This is a genomic window from Olsenella uli (genome assembly GCF_016899935.1).
Taxonomy (GTDB): domain Bacteria; phylum Actinomycetota; class Coriobacteriia; order Coriobacteriales; family Atopobiaceae; genus Thermophilibacter; species Thermophilibacter uli_B.
On record NZ_JACJJK010000010.1, the window covers coordinates 47724 to 64964 of the forward strand.

Below are 17241 nucleotides of genomic sequence, written 5' to 3' on the forward strand. Positions count from 1 at the left end.
TGACGATGATCAAGCTTCCCAACGCCCCCGACGAGCGCCTCCAGACCGGCACGACCGTGCCCCTGCCCGCGCTCAAGACCGCGCTCGAGCGCGTGATTGGCCAGACCGGCTTTCCCGCGACGGTCGAGCTCACCCAGGCCAAGCCGGCGGGCTTTCTCAAGGACCCGATCGAGTGCCTCGTGATCGCGCACGCCACGGACCGCAAGAACTACCAGCAGGTGGTCCTCACGCAGGCGCAGGCCGCCGTGTCGGCCCGACTCATGGTCTACTACGTGGGCAACAACAAGTACACGCGGGCCATGCGCGCCGGAGAGATGGTGCAGCACCCCTCGCTCACGACCGACCTGATCTCCGGCGTGACCCGCATGCTCAACGCCGACAAGGCCCAGCAGCAGGAGATGTACTTCGAGGACCTGGGGGGCGTGGTCGTGCAGGCCATCGAGCTCGTACGCAGCGGCGAGGTGCGCGCCGAGGCCCCGCGCCCCGCGGCCGCGCCGGCACCGGCCCCACGTCCCGCTCCGGCCCCGCAGCCCGCACCCGCGCGGCCTGCCCCGCAGCCCGCCGCCGCGTCGCGGCCCGAGCCACGGCCGGCGCCCGCGCCCCAGCCTACCTACCGGACCGTCCCCATGGACCAGGTCGCCGGCGAGAAGGTCCGCGCCACGTGCGCGTGCCCCGACTGCGGAGCCGCGCTCACCGTGACGGTCCCCAACGCAAACTGCCTCGTCAACATCACCTGCACCGAGTGCGGGCGCACGTTCCCCATGGAGGTCCGTCGCCACAGCTAGCGACGGGCCGCACGCACGAAGGAGTCACATGGTCGACCACAGCCACCCCCGCATCCGGATCGGTTCCGACGGGACCATCCGGATGGACGACAAGGACAAGAAGAAGACGAACGTCCAGGTGCGCGCCGACGGCACCATCCACGTCGGTGACGCACATGGCCCGCAGACGGCGACGTCACAGGGCGTCACCCAGGGCGACTTCCGCGTCCTCACCTGCCCCAACTGCGGCGAGCGCCTCCGCGCGATCGAGCCCAACCGCGACGTCACCGTGGAGATCGACTGTCCAAGGTGCCACAAGACATCCTTCTTCCACCTCACGGCCGTCCCGGGCGCCGCGCCGACACCGGCGCCGGCACCGGAGAAGAAGCAGGTCGAGAAGGGCAACGGCTGCCTCGTGAGCCTCCTTGGTGCCGCCTTTCTGGGCGTCTTCTGGGGCTTCGTCTGCGGCGTGCTCGGCATCCCCCTGCCCCCTGACATCGTCGGCTGGGTCGTGGCCATCATCTCGTTCTTCTACCTCTGGCTCGCGGCCGACCCGCTCTAACCTCGACACGCCCTCAGGAGACCCATGACACGTCACGACCACCCACGTATCCGCATAGACGCCGATGGCACCATCCACCGAGACGACGAGCCGACCGAGCCCAACACGAGCGCCGACGCCCCTGTCCGCGACGCCGCGCAGGTCGCCGCCGAGCGCGTTGCCTGCGCCACGGCCCAGTCCCAGCGCACGGCCCCAGACGACGTTGGCTATCTCCTCCTCACCTGCCCGAGCTGTGGGACAAAGATCCGCATCGCCCGGCCCGCCGACGCGCACACCACCATCCGGCTCACCTGCCCGAAGTGCCGCCGGGAGCACGTCTTCCGCCTCGGCGACGACCCAAAGCCCGCCTCCGCGCAGAAGAGCCCGTCCTCCCTCAGCCTCAAGGGCTGTCTCCTGGCATTTCTCGCCTTTGAGGGTTCCGCCGTCGCCCTCGTGGCCCTCCTCATGGGCCTCGGACACCTCGGCATCTTTCTTGCCATGGTGATCGGAGCATTCATCGCCCTTCTCGTCTACTCCGCCTACGTCAAAAGGAAGTCATCGTGAGCGACACCAAGCCCAAGACCGCAGCCCCCAAGACCGCCGGACGCAAGGTCTCCGTGGGCTCCGACGGCACCATCCACGTGAAGAACGCCCCCAAGACCGCAGCCTCTTCCCAGCAAACGCCGCAGCCCCAGCCCGCCCAGGAGGACAACGGCGGATGCGCCGGCTGCCTCGGTCAGCTCCTCGGCCTGTTCCTCTGGGCCATGATCATCATGTTCGTGCTCCACCTGCTCGGGCTCGCGTAGGAGCATCGTGCCGTGCGCCCGAACTTGCCTAAAAGGGGTCTGACCCCTTTTAGGCATCTCGTCGTCGCCGTCTTTGGATGACAGTCACTTCGAGACACCACGCACGACCAACTGAAGACGCCTTCGTACCAGAGAAAACTCACCTCATCCCAAGATTGTGCACTCGCAGGTCAGACACTCCCGTTCGCCGATGCGTTTTCAAATCTCTTTTCCATCACGAGCAATTGACCTGCCCCGTCAGGTTCGCGCCAGCTCCCTGGCAGACAGGGATTTCTCCAAACGTATAGGCTCTCCCCACAGCTTGAGAGCCAGGGGGGCAAACATGAGCCAAAGGCAGCGGCAGCTTCGGCGAAGGTTGCGATATCCTTCTGGTAAGGAATTCCTTACCAGAAGGAGCGGAGCCGTGGCAGATGTGATTGACGTTGTAAAGATAACCTCCAAGGGGCAGATAACACTGCCCGCCAGCGTGAGGTCGGTCCTTTCCGTCGGGGAGGGGGATCGGGTCATCTTCATCCGAGCCAACGACGGAAGCATCCTGTTGCGAAACAGCAATCTCGAGGCGCTCCTCGAGGCGCGGGACGCGTTCGAGGGCGCTGCGGAGGAGGCCGGACTCTCCACAATGGAGGATGTAACCCAACTCGTCAAATCCGTGCGCTCGACACGTCGAGATGATGCGTCATGCGGGTGATGCTTGACACGAACGTCCTCATCTCCGCCATCATCTTTCGTTCACCCACACTGTCCGGCGTTGTCGAAATCGCCTCAAGACCGGGAAACCGTCTGCTGCTGCCCACGTTCGTCCTCGACGAGTCACGGGAGGTCGTCAGCAGGAAGTGGCCAGGGCGACGTGCGGCATTCGAGAGGTTCGTCTCAGCCCTCTCGTTTGATGTCGTGACCACCCCGCAGGGCAGCTCCGAGGACCTCCCCTACATCCAGGACCCAGATGACTACCCCGTCCTTCTCTCGGCACTCACAGGATGTGCCAATGTGCTCGTTACCGGCGACAAGGACTTCGGGGGCGTGGAGGTCCCCGATCTGGCAATCATGACGCCAGCCGAGTTCGTCAAGCGCTTTGGATGCGACAGCTAAGCGGTACGCAAGATGAGCTGCTGAACTTGCCTAAAAGGGGTCTGACCCCTTTTAGGCAAAAAGGGGCCGCCCCGGTCTTTCGGAGCGGCTCGAAGTCGCGCGTTCTTCTCGCCCGGCGCTAGACGCGGCCGACGAACTTGCCGCCGTCGCGGGTGTCGACCTTGATCTTCTCGCCCACGTTGAGGTAGAGCGGGACCTGGATCACGGCACCAGTCTCCACCGTGGCCGGCTTGGTGCCGCCCTGGACGGTGTCGCCCTTGAAGCCGGGGTCGGTCTCGGTAATCTCGACCTCGATGAACATCGGGGGCTGCACGCCCAGGAGCTCGGTGTCGGCGTAGAGGAGCTGGGCGTTGTCGTTCTCCTTGAACCACTTGGCGTTGTCGCCGATGAAGTCCGCGGAGAGCTCGACCTGCTCGTAGGTCTCGTTGTCCATGAAGTAGTAGGTGGCGCCGTCGTTGTAGAGGTACTGCATCTCCTTGGTGATGAGCTGCACGTTCTCGAACTTGGTGCCGGCGTTGCAGGTCTGGTCGATCACGCGACCGGTCTTGAGATCGCGGATCTTGTAACGGACGAAGGCACCGCCCTTGCCGGGCTTGACGTGCTGGAACTCGACGATCGTGTAGTACTTGTCGTTGATCTTGAGGCCCATGCCGTTCTTGAAGTCTGCGGTGCTGATGGTTGCCATGTTGCGCCTTTCCGTCGTGCTCACATACGTGCGATATTCTAGCACCCCGGGCGCCCTGCGCGCAGATTCCATGATGGCGGCGTTACCAGAAATCCCGAGTTACGCACACTCGTCGCAGCGAAGGAGCGCGCGCTACTCGGGATTATTGTCCGAATTGCCATGAATCCCGAGTTACGCATGACGAGAAGCGCGCGCAACTCGGGATTTCTGGAAACGCCGGCCAGGCAAGAAGAGCGCGGCGCCTACCCGCGCCGGAAGAGGCGGCGGAACAGCCCCGCAAACCCCGCGCGCATGACGCCGAAGAAGGTGGCCGAGCGCACGATCTTCTCGCCGCCGATGTGGTCGCGCACGGCGCGCAGCAGCCGGTGGTTGTTGCGCCCGGAGAACGAGAAGTGCCCGTTCTCCCTGGTGAAGACCGCAAAGCGCGGGATCACGCGGCCGCCGAACATCACCGAGGCGTCGATGTGGTCGATCTGGTCCCAGGGGATCTGGATGTAGTCCTCGACGTTGCGCTCGTTGTAGAACTCGAGCGCCTTGTCCCCCACCATCATGGAGCCGGTGACGGAGAGGCCCGTGAACATGGTCGCAGGCATGGTGAGGTCAACCTTGGTGTTCTGAGACTGGGCCATGGGCCCTCCTCCCTGGGAAGAGCGATCGAGCGAGAAACGCGAGGGGCCGCGCCCCGCACGACGTCATTGTGACACGTCTTGCGAGGGCGCGGCCGCCTGGGACGAGCCGGTCGGGCCTTAGAGCAGGCCGACGAGATGACCCACGATGCCCACGGCGAACATGCCGATGATGATGACGATCGGGGAGACCTTCTTCTTGAGCAGCCAGCAGCACAGCAGCGTCACGCACACGGCGGCAAGACCCGGGATGAGGCTGTCGAGGTTCTGCTGGAGCGTGGTGACTTTGACCTGCTCGAGACCAGTAGAGCCGAGGGAGGCGTACTGCGAGAGCGCGCTGTGAATCGCGTCCGCGACGCCCTGGCCACCCTGGCCGGCGGTGTCGGCGATGGCGGTCCAGTCAATGAAGGCGCCGTCGGACTGCTCGACGCGGGAGACCACCGGCGCGAAGGAGATGGACACCCAGCGCTGGACCAGGCCACCGATGACGAACATGCCGAGGATGGAGGCGCCCTCGGTGATCTTGCCCATCAGGCCACCGGAGAGGTCCTTGGTGATGGAGGTGCCGAGCTTGTAGCCAAACTCCTGCGTGTACCAGATGAACGCCATGCGGATGAGGTTCCAGAGCACGAAGAACAGGATCGGGCCGACGATGTTGCCCTCCATGGCGAGCGACGCGCCGAGCGCGCCGAGCAGCGGGCGGAGGGTGAACCAGAACGCCGGGTCACCGACGCCGGCGAGCGGGCCCATCATGCCGACCTTGACGCCCTGGATGGCGGCGTCGTCGACGGGCGCGCCGTTGGCGCGGTCCTCCTCGAGGGCGAGCGTGACGCCCATGACGGGGGCCGAGACGTACGGGTGCGTGTTGTAGAACTCCATGTGACGCTTGAGCGCCGCGATCTGGTCATCCTTGTTGGGGTAGAGCTTCTTGATGGCCGGGATGATGGAGTAGCACCAGCCGCCGTTCTGCATGCGCTCGTAGTTCCAGGAGCCCTGGAGGAACTGGTGGCGCCAGGCGACGGACATGCGGTCCTTCTTGGACAGGGTTACCTTGTTCTCTGCCATGTGTTCTCTCCTCCCTTCCTACTCGTAGTCGTCCAGGATGTCGCCGAGCGGGTCGCCCGAGCCGGCGGCGCCGGCACCGGCCTTGGCGGCCTCCTTGAGGCCCAGGTAGATGAGGGCCAGGGAGATGCCGATGACGCCGAGGGCGATGAGGGTCAGCTCGGAGATGGCGGCAACGCAGAAGCCGAGCGCGAAGAACGGCCAGACCTCGTTGGTGGCCATCATGTTGATGACCATGGCGTAGCCGACGGCCGCGACCATGCCGCCGCCAATCGTCATGCCCTCGTTGAGCCACGCGGGCATCATGTTGAGGGCGCCCATGACGGCCTCGTCGGGGATGAAGCAGAGCGCGGCGGCCGGGATGGCGATGCGGATGCCCTGCATGCAGATGGCCGCGATCTGCCAGGCCTCGATGGCCGCGAAGTTGCCCTTGGCCGCAGCGGCGTCCTGGGCGTGGACCACGGGGATGGCGAGCGTGCGGACGATCATCGTCAGGAAGAGGCCCGCCACGGACAGCGGCACGGCGACGGCGATGGCCGTGGTGATGGCCTCGCCCTGGTCGGCCCCACCGTTGAGGGCGATGACCATGAGGATGGCCGAGGCCACCGAGGCGAGCGCCGCGTCGGGCGCGACGGCGGCGCCGATGTTGGCCCAGCCGAGGGCCATCATCTGGAGCGTGCCGCCGAGGATGATGCCCGCCTCGAGGTGACCGGTCACCAGACCGATCAGCGTGCAGGCCACCAGCGGCTGGTGGAACTGGAACTCGTCAAGGATGCCCTCCATGCCGGCAAAGAAGGCGACAATGACGATAAGGACGATTGCGAAAACCGACATGCTTCCCTCCTTCTTATGCCTGTGCGGCCTGTGCGGCGAGCTCGGACTTGGCCTTGCTCATCATGGCCTCAAAGTTCTCGGGCGAGTCGGCCGGAACCTTGCGGATGTCAAACGTGACGCCCTTGGCCTGGAGCGCCTCGAGGCACTCGACGTCGGCCTGGTCCATGGCGATCGCGTTGGTGACGACGACCTTGCCCACGGAGTGGGCCATGGAGCCGATGTTCACGTTCTTGATGTCGACGCCGCCCTCGATCGCCTTCAGGACGTCCTGCGGGGTCTCGAAGAGCAGGAAGGCCTTGGTGGCGCCGAAGCGCGGGTCCTTGGAGACCTCGATCATCTTGGAGATGGGGATGACGTGGGCCTTGACTCCCGGGGGCGCGGCCTGGACGATCATCGTCTTGCGGAGCTCGTCGTGAGCCACGCCGTCGGAGACGACGATGATGCGGTCGGGGTTGATGGCCTTGGTCCAGGCCGTGGCCACCTGGCCGTGCAGCAGGCGCGTGTCGACGCGGCAGTGCGCGATCTTGATGTGGCCGTCGCCGAGGACGGTTCCCGGCGGGATGGCGCCGACCGGGGCGGCAGCGGGGGCCGCCGGAGCCGCGGGCGCGGCCTCGGCCGGGGCGAGCTCCTCCGGCTTGATGCAGACGCCGGCCTTGGCCTCGGGGTAGATGGCCTTGGCGACCTCGGCCGCGGTCTCGGCGCCCATGCGCTCGCCGTACGCGGAGACGAGCATCGGCAGGTTGAGACCGCCGACGGCGACCCAGTTCTCGTGGCCCTCCTCCCCGAGCAGCAGCGACACCTGGTTCCAGGGGGTGCCCCCCTGGAGGTCGACGAGGAACAGGACCTGGTCCTGGTCCTCGAAGCCGGCGACGGCCTCGAGCAGCTTGGCGCGAAGGTCGTCCGGCCCCATCTCGGGCATGAGCGTCACGGCAGCGACGTTCTCCTGCGGGCCAAAGATCATCTGGCCGGACATCTTTATGCCCTCGGCGAACGTGCCATGACTGGCTAGGACAATGCTAACCACCGCTTACCTCCTTCTCTGTTTCGCGGACCCTTACCTTTGCTATGCCTGCGCGGCGCGACGGGCCTTCACAGTTTCTCCCCCGCCGCTCCATGCGCCCTTCACATTCTAGCTCAGCGGGGCCCTCGCGGCATCTGAGAACGGGGTCGGGCCGTCGTTTTTCTCGCCAGCCGGTGGGTCCGGGAATCCGGGGGCTTGTCACGGGGACGTCTAGAAAACGGCTCCCGTGCGCGGTCCGGAGCGGGTCCGAGTGCGCACGGGAGCCTCTTTCTGGAATCTGGCGTGTCAAGGGCGGCGTTTCTCGGAAGAACGGGCGAGAAGAACGCCGATTCGCGGCCACACGCGGGACAAGCCCGCGCATTCACGGACGCCGCCGGAACAGGGTCGGCGATTCCCGGAGCCGCCGCGCGCCCGCTACCTCCCTACGACGACGAGGTCATGCGTGGAGCGGGTGAACGGCTCGAAGCCGCCCTCGGTCACGAGGCCGAAGTCCTCCAGGCGGATGCCGAAGCGCCCGGGCAGGTAGATGCCCGGCTCGATGGTCACGACCGAGCCCTCGGGCACCGGGCGGTCCCAGCGGCGGTTGAAGTTGGGGTTCTCGTGGATCTGGATGCCCACGCCGTGGCCCAGGCCGTGGCCGAAGTAGTCGCCGTAGCCCGCCTCCGAGATCACGTCGACCGCGATCTGGTGGATGTCGCGCCCGATCACGCCGGCGTGGACGGCCTCGGCGCAGGCCTCGTGGGCGCGGCGAACCACGTCGTAGACCGCACGCTGCTCGGCGCCCGGCTCGCCCACGGCCACGGTGCGGGTCATGTCCGCGTGGTAGTCGTGGTAGCCCGCACCGTAGTCCATGACGATGAGGTCGCCCTCCTGGACCCGGCGCTCGCCGGGCTGGGCGTGGGGGTTCGCGCCGTTGGGGCCCGAGGCGATGATCGTGCCGAAGGAGAGCGCGTCGGCGCCGTGGGAGAGCATGTAGTTCTCCAGCTCGACGCGAATCTCCTGCTCGCTCACGCCGGGGCGAATGAACTCGCAGATGTGCGCGAAGGCCTCGTCGGTCACCTCCTGGGCGCGCCGCATGAGCGCGACCTCCTCGGCGTCCTTGACCATGCGCAGGTCGCAGATGTCGCCGTGCAGGCGCGGCGTGAGGCAGGCCACGCCGGCGCGGGAGAGCTCCACGAGCAGCTCGTCGTAGAACGCGAGGTCGCAGGTGTCCTCCACGGCCGCCACGCGCACGCGCTCGGCGGCGAGCCGGCGCGCCGCCCACGCGGCGGGGTCGACGACGTCCATGTCCAGGGCCCAGGCGGTGTCGGCGCCCAGGCGCTCGACGAAGGTGTTGTAGTAGCGGGAGTCCGTGTGGAGCCACTGGCCCGTGGCCGTGATCACGGCCGTGTGGGCCACCTCGTCGTCGAAGGTGCGCTCCGCGCCGGTGAGCCAGCGCAGGTCGGGGTTGTTGCGCAGGATCACGGCGTCGTAGCCGCGCTCCGCCATGAGCTCGCGCAGGCGCTCCACGCGCCCGGCGCATGCCTGTGCATCTGCCATTTCGTGTCCTTTCTCCTGAGAGGGTCTGTTGGTCGGGTCGGGCCGGTCGCCGCGCGTCACGCGGGGCGCGAGGCGCACCAGGCGGCCGCGTGCTCGGCGAGCAGCTCGTCGGTCATGACCGCGAGGCGCACGCGCCCGAGGCCGCGCGGCACGGCGAGCATGAAGCGGTTGGTCCGCAGGAAGCGCTCGTCCCGGATGCGCCCGACGAGCGCCTCCGGGTCCACGTGCGCCCGGGACGTGGGGACGCCCAGGCGCTCGAGCACCTCGTCCACCGCGAGCATGTCGTCGATCGAGAAGGTCCCCTGCGCCACGCCGAGGCGCGAGGCGAAGCGCATGCCGTCGGCGAGCGCGGTCGCGGGGCTCGTCTCGCCCGGCGCGAGCGAGCGGAGCGCCTCGGCGAAGGTGGTCCCGAACTCGAGGGACTGCCGCAGCGCCGCCGAGGTCGCCGAGGAGACCTTGCCGCGGCTCTTGAGGGTGTCCTGCAGCTGGGTGACCAGCGCGTCGCGGTCGTCGGCGGCGAGGGCGTCGGCGGCGTCCCAGAGGCGCCCGAACGAGCGGTCGGACTCGCACATCGCCGTCTGCACCATGAGCGAGAAGGCGAGAAGGGCCGGCTCGCTCGTCGGGTCCTCGCCGACGAGGTCGAGGTCGACGCACGTGAAGCGCGCGGTCGCGTCCTGCGCGAGCATGCGCGGGCTGCCCGCCGCGTCGAGGGCGCGCGGCGTGGTCGCCGCCGCGACGGCGCACGGCAGGTCGAGCGGGACCTCGGCGAGCTGCACGCCGCCGCACCAGCCCGCGCAGACATAGGACGCCACGGAGAGCGTCTCGTAGCCGCCCACGACGAGCACCAGGTCGTCGGCCGTGACGCGCGCCTCGGCGAGCAGCTCGCAGAGGCGGCTCGCGGCGGCGAGGTCGCAGGCGCCGCGCGCTATCTGGCCGGAGCGGACCTCAAAGCCCTGGGCGCGGAGGTTGTCGCGCAGGGTGCGGACCACGTCCTCGCTCACGCCCTCCTCGACGAGCAGCGCGCAGAGGTGCGGGCGGCCCGCCGCCGAGCGCAGCACGTCCGGGAACTCGGGCAGGATGCCCGCGCCCGCGCGCAGGTCCATGGAGGCCCCGCGCATGACCACCCACTGGCGCGCGGCGCGCGGCGCGGGCGGCGCCGCGGGGGCGTCCTTCTCGTCCCGGTCCTTCTCGTCCTGGTCAAGCGCTTCGCTCACAGGAGCCCCCTCTCCCAGAGCAGCTCCCCCGACTCGGAGGCGACCTGCTCGAACGTCTTGTTGCGGATGTCGATCGTGATGTCGGCGGCGCGCTCGTAGAGCGGCCGGCGCCGGCGGTAGACCTCGGCGGCGTGCTCGTCCGAGCCGAGGTCGGGCCTGAGCTCGGGGCGCTGAATCTGCCGCAGCGAGTCGGCGAGGTCGCCGTCGAGGTAGACGACGACGCCCATCTCGTGCATGAGCTCGAGGTTCTCGGGGCGCTCGACGATGCCCCCGCCGCAGCTCACGAGCAGCGACTTGCGGGCGGCGAGCTTTCTCAGCTGCGCGGTCTCGGCGTCGCGGAAGCGGGCCTCCCCCGCCGTGGCAAAGATCTGCGCCACCGAGGCCCCGAGCGCGCGCTCGACGAGCCGGTCGGTGTCCACGTGCGGGCGGTGGAAGAGCCCGCCGAGGTTGCGCGCGAGCGTGGACTTGCCGGCGCCGAGAAAGCCCACGAAGAAGAGGTGGTCGCACCCCTCGTGAACGACGTATCTCGGATCCTGCGGCACGGCACTCCCCCTTCGCGTATACCGAGAAGAGATTCTACTCGATAACCCTCGGGGGCGCGGCGCGCGTCGTCAACAGGGCCGCCCGGCGGGTACGTAGCTAGGCTACTCCCCCTCGAACTCGACGCCGCGCAGGGCGAGGCGCTCGAAGACGCGGAAGACGTGGGTGTACCAGAGGTCGCGGCGCGACTGCGGGCGCACGAGGACCGTGCGCACGCCGGCGAGGTTGCCGGCCGCGACGTCGGTGAAGACCTGGTCGCCGATCATGACGGTCTCCCCGGGGACGGCGCCCATGAGCCGCATCGCCCGCACGAGCGCGAACGGCAGCGGCTTCATCGCGTGGTCCACCACGTCCATGCCCATCCGCTCGGCGCTGCCGCGCACCTGCGCGGAGTGGAAGTTGTTGGACACGAGGCAGAGCCCGAGGCCCGCCTCGCGGGCGCGGGCGAGCCACGCCATGACCTCGGCGGGAGGCTCGGCGGCGTCGCGCGGGACGCAGGTGTTGTCACGGTCGAGAAGGACCAGGCGCACGCCGTCCGCCACCAGGTCCTCGACGCTCACCTTCGGCAGGCTCGCCACGTAGCGTGTGGCACGGAACAGTCCCATCCGAGGCCCCCTACGAGTACGCCTGCATGTGCTCGTCGTAGGACTCGGAGAACTGCTCGGTGTCCTGCGTGATGTAGAAGTAGTAGTAGTTGGTGTCCGCAGGCTCGCAGGCGGCCTCGATCGAGGCCAGGCTCGGCGAGCAGACCGGCGTGGGCGTGAGGCCCTCGTGCAGGTTGGTGTTGTAGGGGTCGTCGAGGGAGTTGATCTCCTCGGCGGTGGCGGCGCGGCCGAGCGAGTAGGTGAGCGTGGCGTCGCTCTGCAGGCGCATGCCGTCGGCGAGGCGGTTGTAGAAGACCGAGGCCACCTTCGGGCGCTGCTCGTCGGTCACGGCCTCGCGCTCCACGATCGACGCCATCGTGAGGACGTCGTTCTCGTCCAGCTCGAGCCCGTAGCGCTCGGAGAGCGCCTGCGCGGCGCCGGCGAGGTCGAGCGAGCCGACCTCGGCCTGGTACTGGTCGAGCATCGCGCGGATCACGGTGTCGGCGGTGACGCTCTCCTCGCCGGAGAAGTCGTAGGTCTTGGGGAAGAGGTAGCCCTCGAGGGAGTCCTCGTGGGCGTCCGCGAGAAACGCGTAGTCGGCCGCGTAGTTGGACGCCTTGGCCTGGGCGAGGAAGTCGTCGGCGGAGATGCCGAGCGACTCCTGGGCCGCGTCGGCGATCTGGCTCACGGTGAAGCCCTCCGGGACCACGAGCTGGGCCGTCGAGGCGTTGGGGCCGGTGGTGAGCAGCTCGATGATCGTGGTGGCGTCGCTGCCGGCGACGATCCGGTACGAGCCGCTCTTGATCGCGGACTCCGCCTCGGTGCGGCGGACCTCGGAGAGGAACTCACTCTGGTCCGCGATGAGGCCGTTGTCGTAGAGGACCTGCGCGACGGCCGCCGCGCCCGAGCCGTCGGGGATGGTGATCGTGACCTCGGTGCCCTCGGGGGCGAGCTGGGCGTCGTCGGCCCCGCCGCCGGACATGAGGGACGGGACGAGCACGAAGGCCGCCACGGCTGCCACGACGATCGCGCCGACCACGGCGAGCGCGGCGAGCGGGATGCGGCGACGGCGCGGACCGCCCTTCGGGCTGCGGGGGTTGCGCGCGCCAGCGCGCCGGGTGGCGGCGGCGGTGCGGCTGGAGACGCCGGTGCTGCCGAGCACGGAGCGCGGGGCGCTCGCACCGGTCGCGGGGGCGGACGGTCGGGAGGCGCGGGTCGCGGAGGGGCGCGTGCCGCCGCCGGCCGAGAAGTGCGAGCCCCCGCGGCGCGGGGACCTGTTGGATGCTGCCATCGTGCCCTTTCAGGTCTGCCTGGCGTCCAGCCAGGACTGGAGAAACAGCCCTGCCGCCACCGAGTCGACCTTGCCACGCATGGCGCGCTCGGAGAGGCCCTGTTCTTTCAGGATACGCTTCGCCTCGGCCGACGACAGGCGCTCGTCGGCAAACTCCAAGGGAAGTCCGCAGGCCTCGGCGATCTTCTCGGCCTGGGCGCGGATGCGCGCGGCCTGCGGGCCCTCCTCCCCCGCCATCGTGCGGGGCAGGCCGCAGACGAGCAGCTCCGGCTCCCAGTCCTCCAGCACGCGGCGGAAGGTCCGCGCGTGCGCGAGCACCTCGGCGGCAGGCAGCACGCAGACCGGCGAGGCCACGCGCCCGCTCGGGTCGCTCACGGCCACGCCGACGCGGACCTCGCCGATATCGAGCGCGAGGACGCGCACGGCCGCTAGATCCCGAGCGCGGCGCGGGCGGCGTCGAGCGCGGCGTCGATGCCGGAGACGTCCGAGCCGCCGGCCTGCGCCATGTTGGGGCGCCCGCCGCCCCGGCCGCCCACGAGCGCGGCGACGTCCTTGATGATCGCGCCCGCCGCAAAGCCGTGCTCCACGGCGCCGTCCGAGCCGCCGGCGAGAAGGGCGACCTTGCCGTCGGGCGTGGCGGAGGCGATCACGCAGGCCACGGGCTCGCCGTTCGCGGCGTCGCGGATGCCGTCCCAGGCGGAGCGCATCTCCTTGCCGGTCAGGCCGTCCAGGCGTGCGACCACGGCCTTGTAGCCGTCGAGCTGGACGGCGGAGGCAAAGGCGTCGGCCACCTTGCTCGCGCCGGCGCCGGTCGTGGCGGCATCGAGGGCCTTGCGCGTCTCGCGGAGCTCCGCCTGCAGCGCCGCCACGCGCTCGGCGACGTCGTCCGGGCGGCACTTGAGCTCGTGGGCCACGTCCGTGAGGGCGAGCAGGCGCTCGTCCACGTACTCGATCGCGCCCATCGAGGTCACGGCCTCGATGCGCCGCGCGCTCGCGCCCACCGAGCCCTCGGAGACGATCTTGAAGAGGCCGAGGTCGGCGGTGTTGCGCGCGTGCGTGCCGCCGCAGAGCTCGCGGGAGAACGGCTCGTCGCCCTCGCCGGTGGAGACCACGCGCACGACGTCGCCGTACTTCTCGCCAAAGAGGGCGACGGCTCCGGAGGCCTTGGCCTCCTCGAGGCCCATGACGCGGGTCACGATGGGCTCGGCGGCAAAGATCTCCGCGTTGACCATGCCCTCGATGCGGGCGATCTCGTCGGCGGAGACGGCCTCGAAGTGCGTGAAGTCAAAGCGCAGGCGGTCGGGGGCCACGAGCGAGCCGGCCTGGGAGACGTGAGGTCCGAGCACGCGCTTGAGCGCGGCGTCGAGCAGGTGCGTGGCGGTGTGGTTGCGGCGGATGAGCTCGCGCCGTCCCGCGTCGATCGTAGCGGTGACCTCGTCGCCCACGGCGAGCGCGCCCTCCTCGACGACGCCCGCGTGCGCATAGAGCCCGCCCTTAGCCCTGGTGTCCGTCACGTGGAAAAGGGACTGCCCCTTCTCCACATGGCCGGTGTCGCCGACCTGGCCGCCCATCTCGGCGTAGAACGGCGTGACGTCGAGAACCACCTCGACCTCGGCGCCCTTCTCGGCACGCTCCACCTGCTCGCCGTCCGCCACGATCGCGAGCACGCGCGCGGCGGCGCTGTCGTGGTCGTAGCCGACGAACTCGGTGGCCGGGAGCTGGTCGGCCAGCGCGGTCCAGACGTCGTTGAAGGTGCCCCAGGCGTCGCGGTTGGCGGAGGCGCGGGCGCGCTCGCGCTGCTCGGTCATGCAGGCGTCGAAGCCGTCCATGTCCACGGCGCGGCCGGCCGCCTCGCAGATCTCGCGCGTGAGGTCGATCGGGAAGCCGTAGGTGTCATGCAGCTTGAAGGCCACCTCGCCGGGCAGCGTCGCGCCCGGCTCGAGCGCCTCGAGCTCGGCGGCGAGCAGCGACTCGCCGGCGTCGAGCGTGGCGCCGAAGCGCTCCTCCTCGGCGACCACGATGCCGTCGATGAGCGCGCGGCTCTCGCGGACGGCCGGGTAGACGTCGCCCATGAGCTCGCAGATCTTCTCGACGTAGGCGGAGAGGAACGTGCCCTCGACGCCGAGCAGGCGGCCGTGGTAGACCGCGCGGCGCAGCAGGCGGCGCAGGACGTAGCCGCGACCCTCGTTGCCGGGGAGGATCCCGTCGCCGATCATGAACGTGACCGCGCGGGCGTGGTCGGCCACGATGCGCAGGGAGCGGTCGCGGGCGGGGTCGTCGCCGTAGGTCTTGCCGGACAGGCGCTCGCCGACGCCGATCAGCCCCTGCAGCAGGTCGCCGTCGTAGTTGGTGGACTTGTGCTGCATGATGGCCGCGATGCGCTCGAGGCCCATGCCGGTGTCGATGTTGCGGTGCGGCAGCTCCGGGAGGGAGCCGTCCTCCTGGCGGTCGTACTGCGTGAAGACGAGGTTCCAGAACTCGAGGTAGCGGTCGCAGTCGTCGCAGCCGGGGCCGCAGTCGGGGCCGCCGCAGCCGAACTCCTCGCCCTGGTCGAAGTAGATCTCCGAGCACGGGCCGCAGGGGCCGGTGGGGCCGGCGGCCCAGAAGTTGTCCTTCTCGCCCAGGCGGGAGATGTGGTCGTAGGGGACGCCCTGCGCATGCCAGAGCTCGATGGCCTCGTCGTCGTCCTCGAAGACGGTCATGTAGAGGCGCTCGGCCGGCAGGCCCAGGTGCTCCGGCGCGGTGATGAACTCGTAGGCCCAGGCGATGACGTCGGCCTTGGTATAGCCGCCGAAGGAGAAGTTGCCCAGCATCTCAAAGAAGGAGAGGTGCGTGGCGTCACCAATGTTGTCGATGTCGTTGGTGCGCAGGCACTTCTGGCAGGAGCAGGCGCCGATCTCCGGCATCGTGCGCTTGCCCTGGTAGTACTCCTTGAACTGGTTCATGCCGGCGTTGGTGAGCAGCAGCGACGGGTCGTCCGGGACGAGCGACGAGGACGGGTACAGCTTGCAGCCCTTCGCCTCGAAGAACCGGAGGAAGTCCTCGCGGATCTCGGCGGTGGTCATGGTCTTGTAGTCGGCGGTGCTCATGTGTCTCCCTCAGTCGGGCGGTTCTTCTCGCGTAATCAACCGTCCCAGTATAGCGCGGCGCGCCCGTCAGGCCCCGCCACATAATTCCTGCCGACAATCCCGAGTTGCGCGCGCCGCACACCACGGGGCAGATCGCGCAAGGCGGGATTGCTGTCCCCTGCGGACGGAAATCCCGACCTGCGCACGATGCGCCACGGTCTGCGGCGCGCGCGAGTCGGGATTTCTGGTCGGATCGCGCGGAGGTCGCCCGTCACGCGGACGGCGCGTCGTCCCTCTCGGCCGTGCCGTCCTTCTCCGCCGGTGCCGGGGCCGGGGCGTCCGGCGCGGCCTCGCGGGAGGCGTGCAGGCGCGAGAGGCCCGCGAGCAGGCGGGAGCGCTCGATGAAGGTGTCGTCGTCGAGGGCGTCGAAGGTGGGGCGGGGCCGGCCCTGCTCGTCGCTGAACGGGGTGCTGCCGAAGAGCGCCCCCTCGGCCGAGACCAGCTGGCGGCCGGTGCGCGTCTCGAAGTAGTAGACGAAGAGGCCGCGGATCGCCGCCGTGAGGGGCACGGCGAGCACCATGCCGACCGCGCCGCCCAGGCACCCGCCGATGATGATGCCCACGAGCGAGAGCGCCGGGTGGATCTTCACCGCCGAGCGCATGACGAGCGGCGAGAGCACGTTGTCGGTGACGTTTTGCGCCACCACGGTGACCACGAGCGTCCAGAACGCGCACGCCGGGCTCACGAAGAGGCCGAGCAGCACCGCAGAGACCGACGAGAGCATCGGGCCCACCACGGGGACGAAGTGCAGCACGAAGGTGGCGATGCCCAGAAGCCCCGCGTAGGGGTGGCCGAGAAGCGCGAGGCCGGCCGCCACCATGAGGCCGTTGGCGAGCGAGGTGATGAGCGTCCCGCGCATGTAGCCGCCCGTGGAGCGCGAGAGCACGGCGAGGGTGAGGATCATCTCCTCGTCGTAGTCGGGGCCGGCGATGACGGCGAGCTCGCGCATGATCTTGGGGTAGTCGAGCGCGAGCCAGTACGCGAGGACCAGGCCGAGAAACACGGTCACGAGGTGGCCGGCCATGTCGGCGAGCCCGCCCGCGAGCCCCGTGGAGAGGCTGCGCGCGAGCTCGGAGGCGACGTCGGTGCCCGCCGTGGTCAGCATGCCCACCACGGTGTTGACGGCGTTCTGCACGTTGGCGTTGTGCGAGTTGCCGAAGGTGTCCCAGAACGTGGCGAGCGCGTCCTGGAGCTGCGTCACGTAGGTGGGGACGTTGCGCAGAAGCACCGTCAGCTCGCGCAGGAACGGGCCCACGAACAGGGCGACGACCGCGATGACCGCAGCGACCACCACGAGCAGGGCGAGAAGCGCCGCGAGGCCGCGCGGGACGCGGCGGTCCTCGAGGAAGTTGGTGATCGGGCTGCACACGAAGCCGACGATCGTGCCCACGAGCAGGAGCTCGACGGCCTGGCCGACGAGCGAGAGCCCGCGCACGGCGAGCACGAGCAGCGCGATGGCGCCCACAACGGCCCAGACGACCACCATGCGCAGACGCCACTTCTCGTATCGGCCCATG

Annotated in this window: 19 protein-coding genes; 6 read left to right on the forward strand and 13 right to left on the reverse strand. The window is 69.2% G+C overall.

The window, feature by feature from the left end; genetic code table 11:
* Positions 1-5 precede the first annotated feature (5 nt).
* From H6A07_RS09005 to H6A07_RS09030, 6 genes are all read left to right on the forward strand, one after another.
* Positions 6-785, forward strand: a complete 780-nt coding sequence (locus H6A07_RS09005; RefSeq protein WP_204814585.1) for a hypothetical protein — start codon at positions 6-8, stop codon at positions 783-785.
* A gap of 28 nt (positions 786-813) precedes the next feature.
* Positions 814-1326, forward strand: coding sequence for a hypothetical protein (locus H6A07_RS09010; RefSeq protein ID WP_204814586.1), 513 nt, complete (start codon positions 814-816; stop codon positions 1324-1326).
* 24 nt (positions 1327-1350) lie between these two features.
* On the forward strand, positions 1351-1869 hold the full coding sequence (locus H6A07_RS09015) for a hypothetical protein (RefSeq protein WP_204814587.1): 519 nt from the start codon (positions 1351-1353) through the stop codon (positions 1867-1869).
* On the forward strand, positions 1866-2111 hold the full coding sequence (locus H6A07_RS09020; protein ID WP_204814588.1) for a hypothetical protein: 246 nt from the start codon (positions 1866-1868) through the stop codon (positions 2109-2111). Before H6A07_RS09015 ends, H6A07_RS09020 begins: the two co-directional genes overlap by 4 nt.
* A gap of 403 nt (positions 2112-2514) precedes the next feature.
* Positions 2515-2799, forward strand: a complete 285-nt coding sequence (locus H6A07_RS09025) for an AbrB/MazE/SpoVT family DNA-binding domain-containing protein (RefSeq protein WP_204814589.1) — start codon at positions 2515-2517, stop codon at positions 2797-2799.
* Positions 2790-3200 (forward strand): putative toxin-antitoxin system toxin component, PIN family, encoded by a 411-nt coding sequence (locus tag H6A07_RS09030; protein ID WP_204814590.1) that lies wholly within the window; start codon positions 2790-2792, stop codon positions 3198-3200. The genes H6A07_RS09025 and H6A07_RS09030 overlap by 10 nt, the downstream gene beginning before the upstream one ends.
* A gap of 118 nt (positions 3201-3318) precedes the next feature.
* Here H6A07_RS09030 and efp read toward each other — a convergent pair whose 3' ends face one another.
* The 13 genes from efp to H6A07_RS09095 form a co-directional block, all read right to left on the reverse strand.
* On the reverse strand, positions 3319-3885 hold the full coding sequence (gene efp / locus H6A07_RS09035) for an elongation factor P (RefSeq protein WP_204814591.1): 567 nt from the start codon (positions 3883-3885) through the stop codon (positions 3319-3321).
* A 242-nt stretch (positions 3886-4127) separates the two neighbouring features.
* The gene (locus H6A07_RS09040) at positions 4128-4514 is read right to left on the reverse strand and encodes a DUF956 family protein (protein ID WP_204814592.1); all 387 of its coding nucleotides are present in this window, start codon (positions 4512-4514) and stop codon (positions 4128-4130) included.
* Positions 4515-4631: 117 nt separating this feature from the next.
* The gene (locus H6A07_RS09045) at positions 4632-5576 is read right to left on the reverse strand and encodes a PTS system mannose/fructose/sorbose family transporter subunit IID (RefSeq protein WP_204814593.1); all 945 of its coding nucleotides are present in this window, start codon (positions 5574-5576) and stop codon (positions 4632-4634) included.
* Positions 5577-5594: 18 nt separating this feature from the next.
* The gene (locus tag H6A07_RS09050) at positions 5595-6407 is read right to left on the reverse strand and encodes a PTS mannose/fructose/sorbose transporter subunit IIC (protein WP_204814594.1); all 813 of its coding nucleotides are present in this window, start codon (positions 6405-6407) and stop codon (positions 5595-5597) included.
* A gap of 13 nt (positions 6408-6420) precedes the next feature.
* Positions 6421-7431, reverse strand: coding sequence for a PTS sugar transporter subunit IIB (locus H6A07_RS09055; RefSeq protein WP_204814595.1), 1011 nt, complete (start codon positions 7429-7431; stop codon positions 6421-6423).
* 411 nt (positions 7432-7842) lie between these two features.
* On the reverse strand, positions 7843-8967 hold the full coding sequence (locus H6A07_RS09060; protein WP_204814596.1) for a M24 family metallopeptidase: 1125 nt from the start codon (positions 8965-8967) through the stop codon (positions 7843-7845).
* A 56-nt stretch (positions 8968-9023) separates the two neighbouring features.
* Positions 9024-10181, reverse strand: a complete 1158-nt coding sequence (locus H6A07_RS09065; protein WP_204814597.1) for a 3-dehydroquinate synthase — start codon at positions 10179-10181, stop codon at positions 9024-9026.
* On the reverse strand, positions 10178-10723 hold the full coding sequence (locus tag H6A07_RS09070) for a shikimate kinase (RefSeq protein WP_204814598.1): 546 nt from the start codon (positions 10721-10723) through the stop codon (positions 10178-10180). Before H6A07_RS09070 ends, H6A07_RS09065 begins: the two co-directional genes overlap by 4 nt.
* Positions 10724-10825: 102 nt before the next feature.
* The gene (locus H6A07_RS09075; RefSeq protein WP_204814599.1) at positions 10826-11326 is read right to left on the reverse strand and encodes a YqeG family HAD IIIA-type phosphatase; all 501 of its coding nucleotides are present in this window, start codon (positions 11324-11326) and stop codon (positions 10826-10828) included.
* Positions 11327-11336: 10 nt separating this feature from the next.
* The gene (gene mltG / locus H6A07_RS09080; RefSeq protein WP_204814600.1) at positions 11337-12596 is read right to left on the reverse strand and encodes an endolytic transglycosylase MltG; all 1260 of its coding nucleotides are present in this window, start codon (positions 12594-12596) and stop codon (positions 11337-11339) included.
* A 9-nt stretch (positions 12597-12605) separates the two neighbouring features.
* Positions 12606-13019, reverse strand: a complete 414-nt coding sequence (ruvX, locus tag H6A07_RS09085) for a Holliday junction resolvase RuvX (RefSeq protein ID WP_204814601.1) — start codon at positions 13017-13019, stop codon at positions 12606-12608.
* 5 nt (positions 13020-13024) lie between these two features.
* Entirely contained in the window at positions 13025-15685 is a 2661-nt protein-coding gene (gene alaS / locus H6A07_RS09090; RefSeq protein ID WP_204814602.1) for an alanine--tRNA ligase, read from the reverse strand.
* A gap of 250 nt (positions 15686-15935) precedes the next feature.
* Entirely contained in the window at positions 15936-17240 is a 1305-nt protein-coding gene (locus H6A07_RS09095; RefSeq protein ID WP_204814603.1) for an AI-2E family transporter, read from the reverse strand.
* Position 17241: the final 1 nt, after the last annotated feature.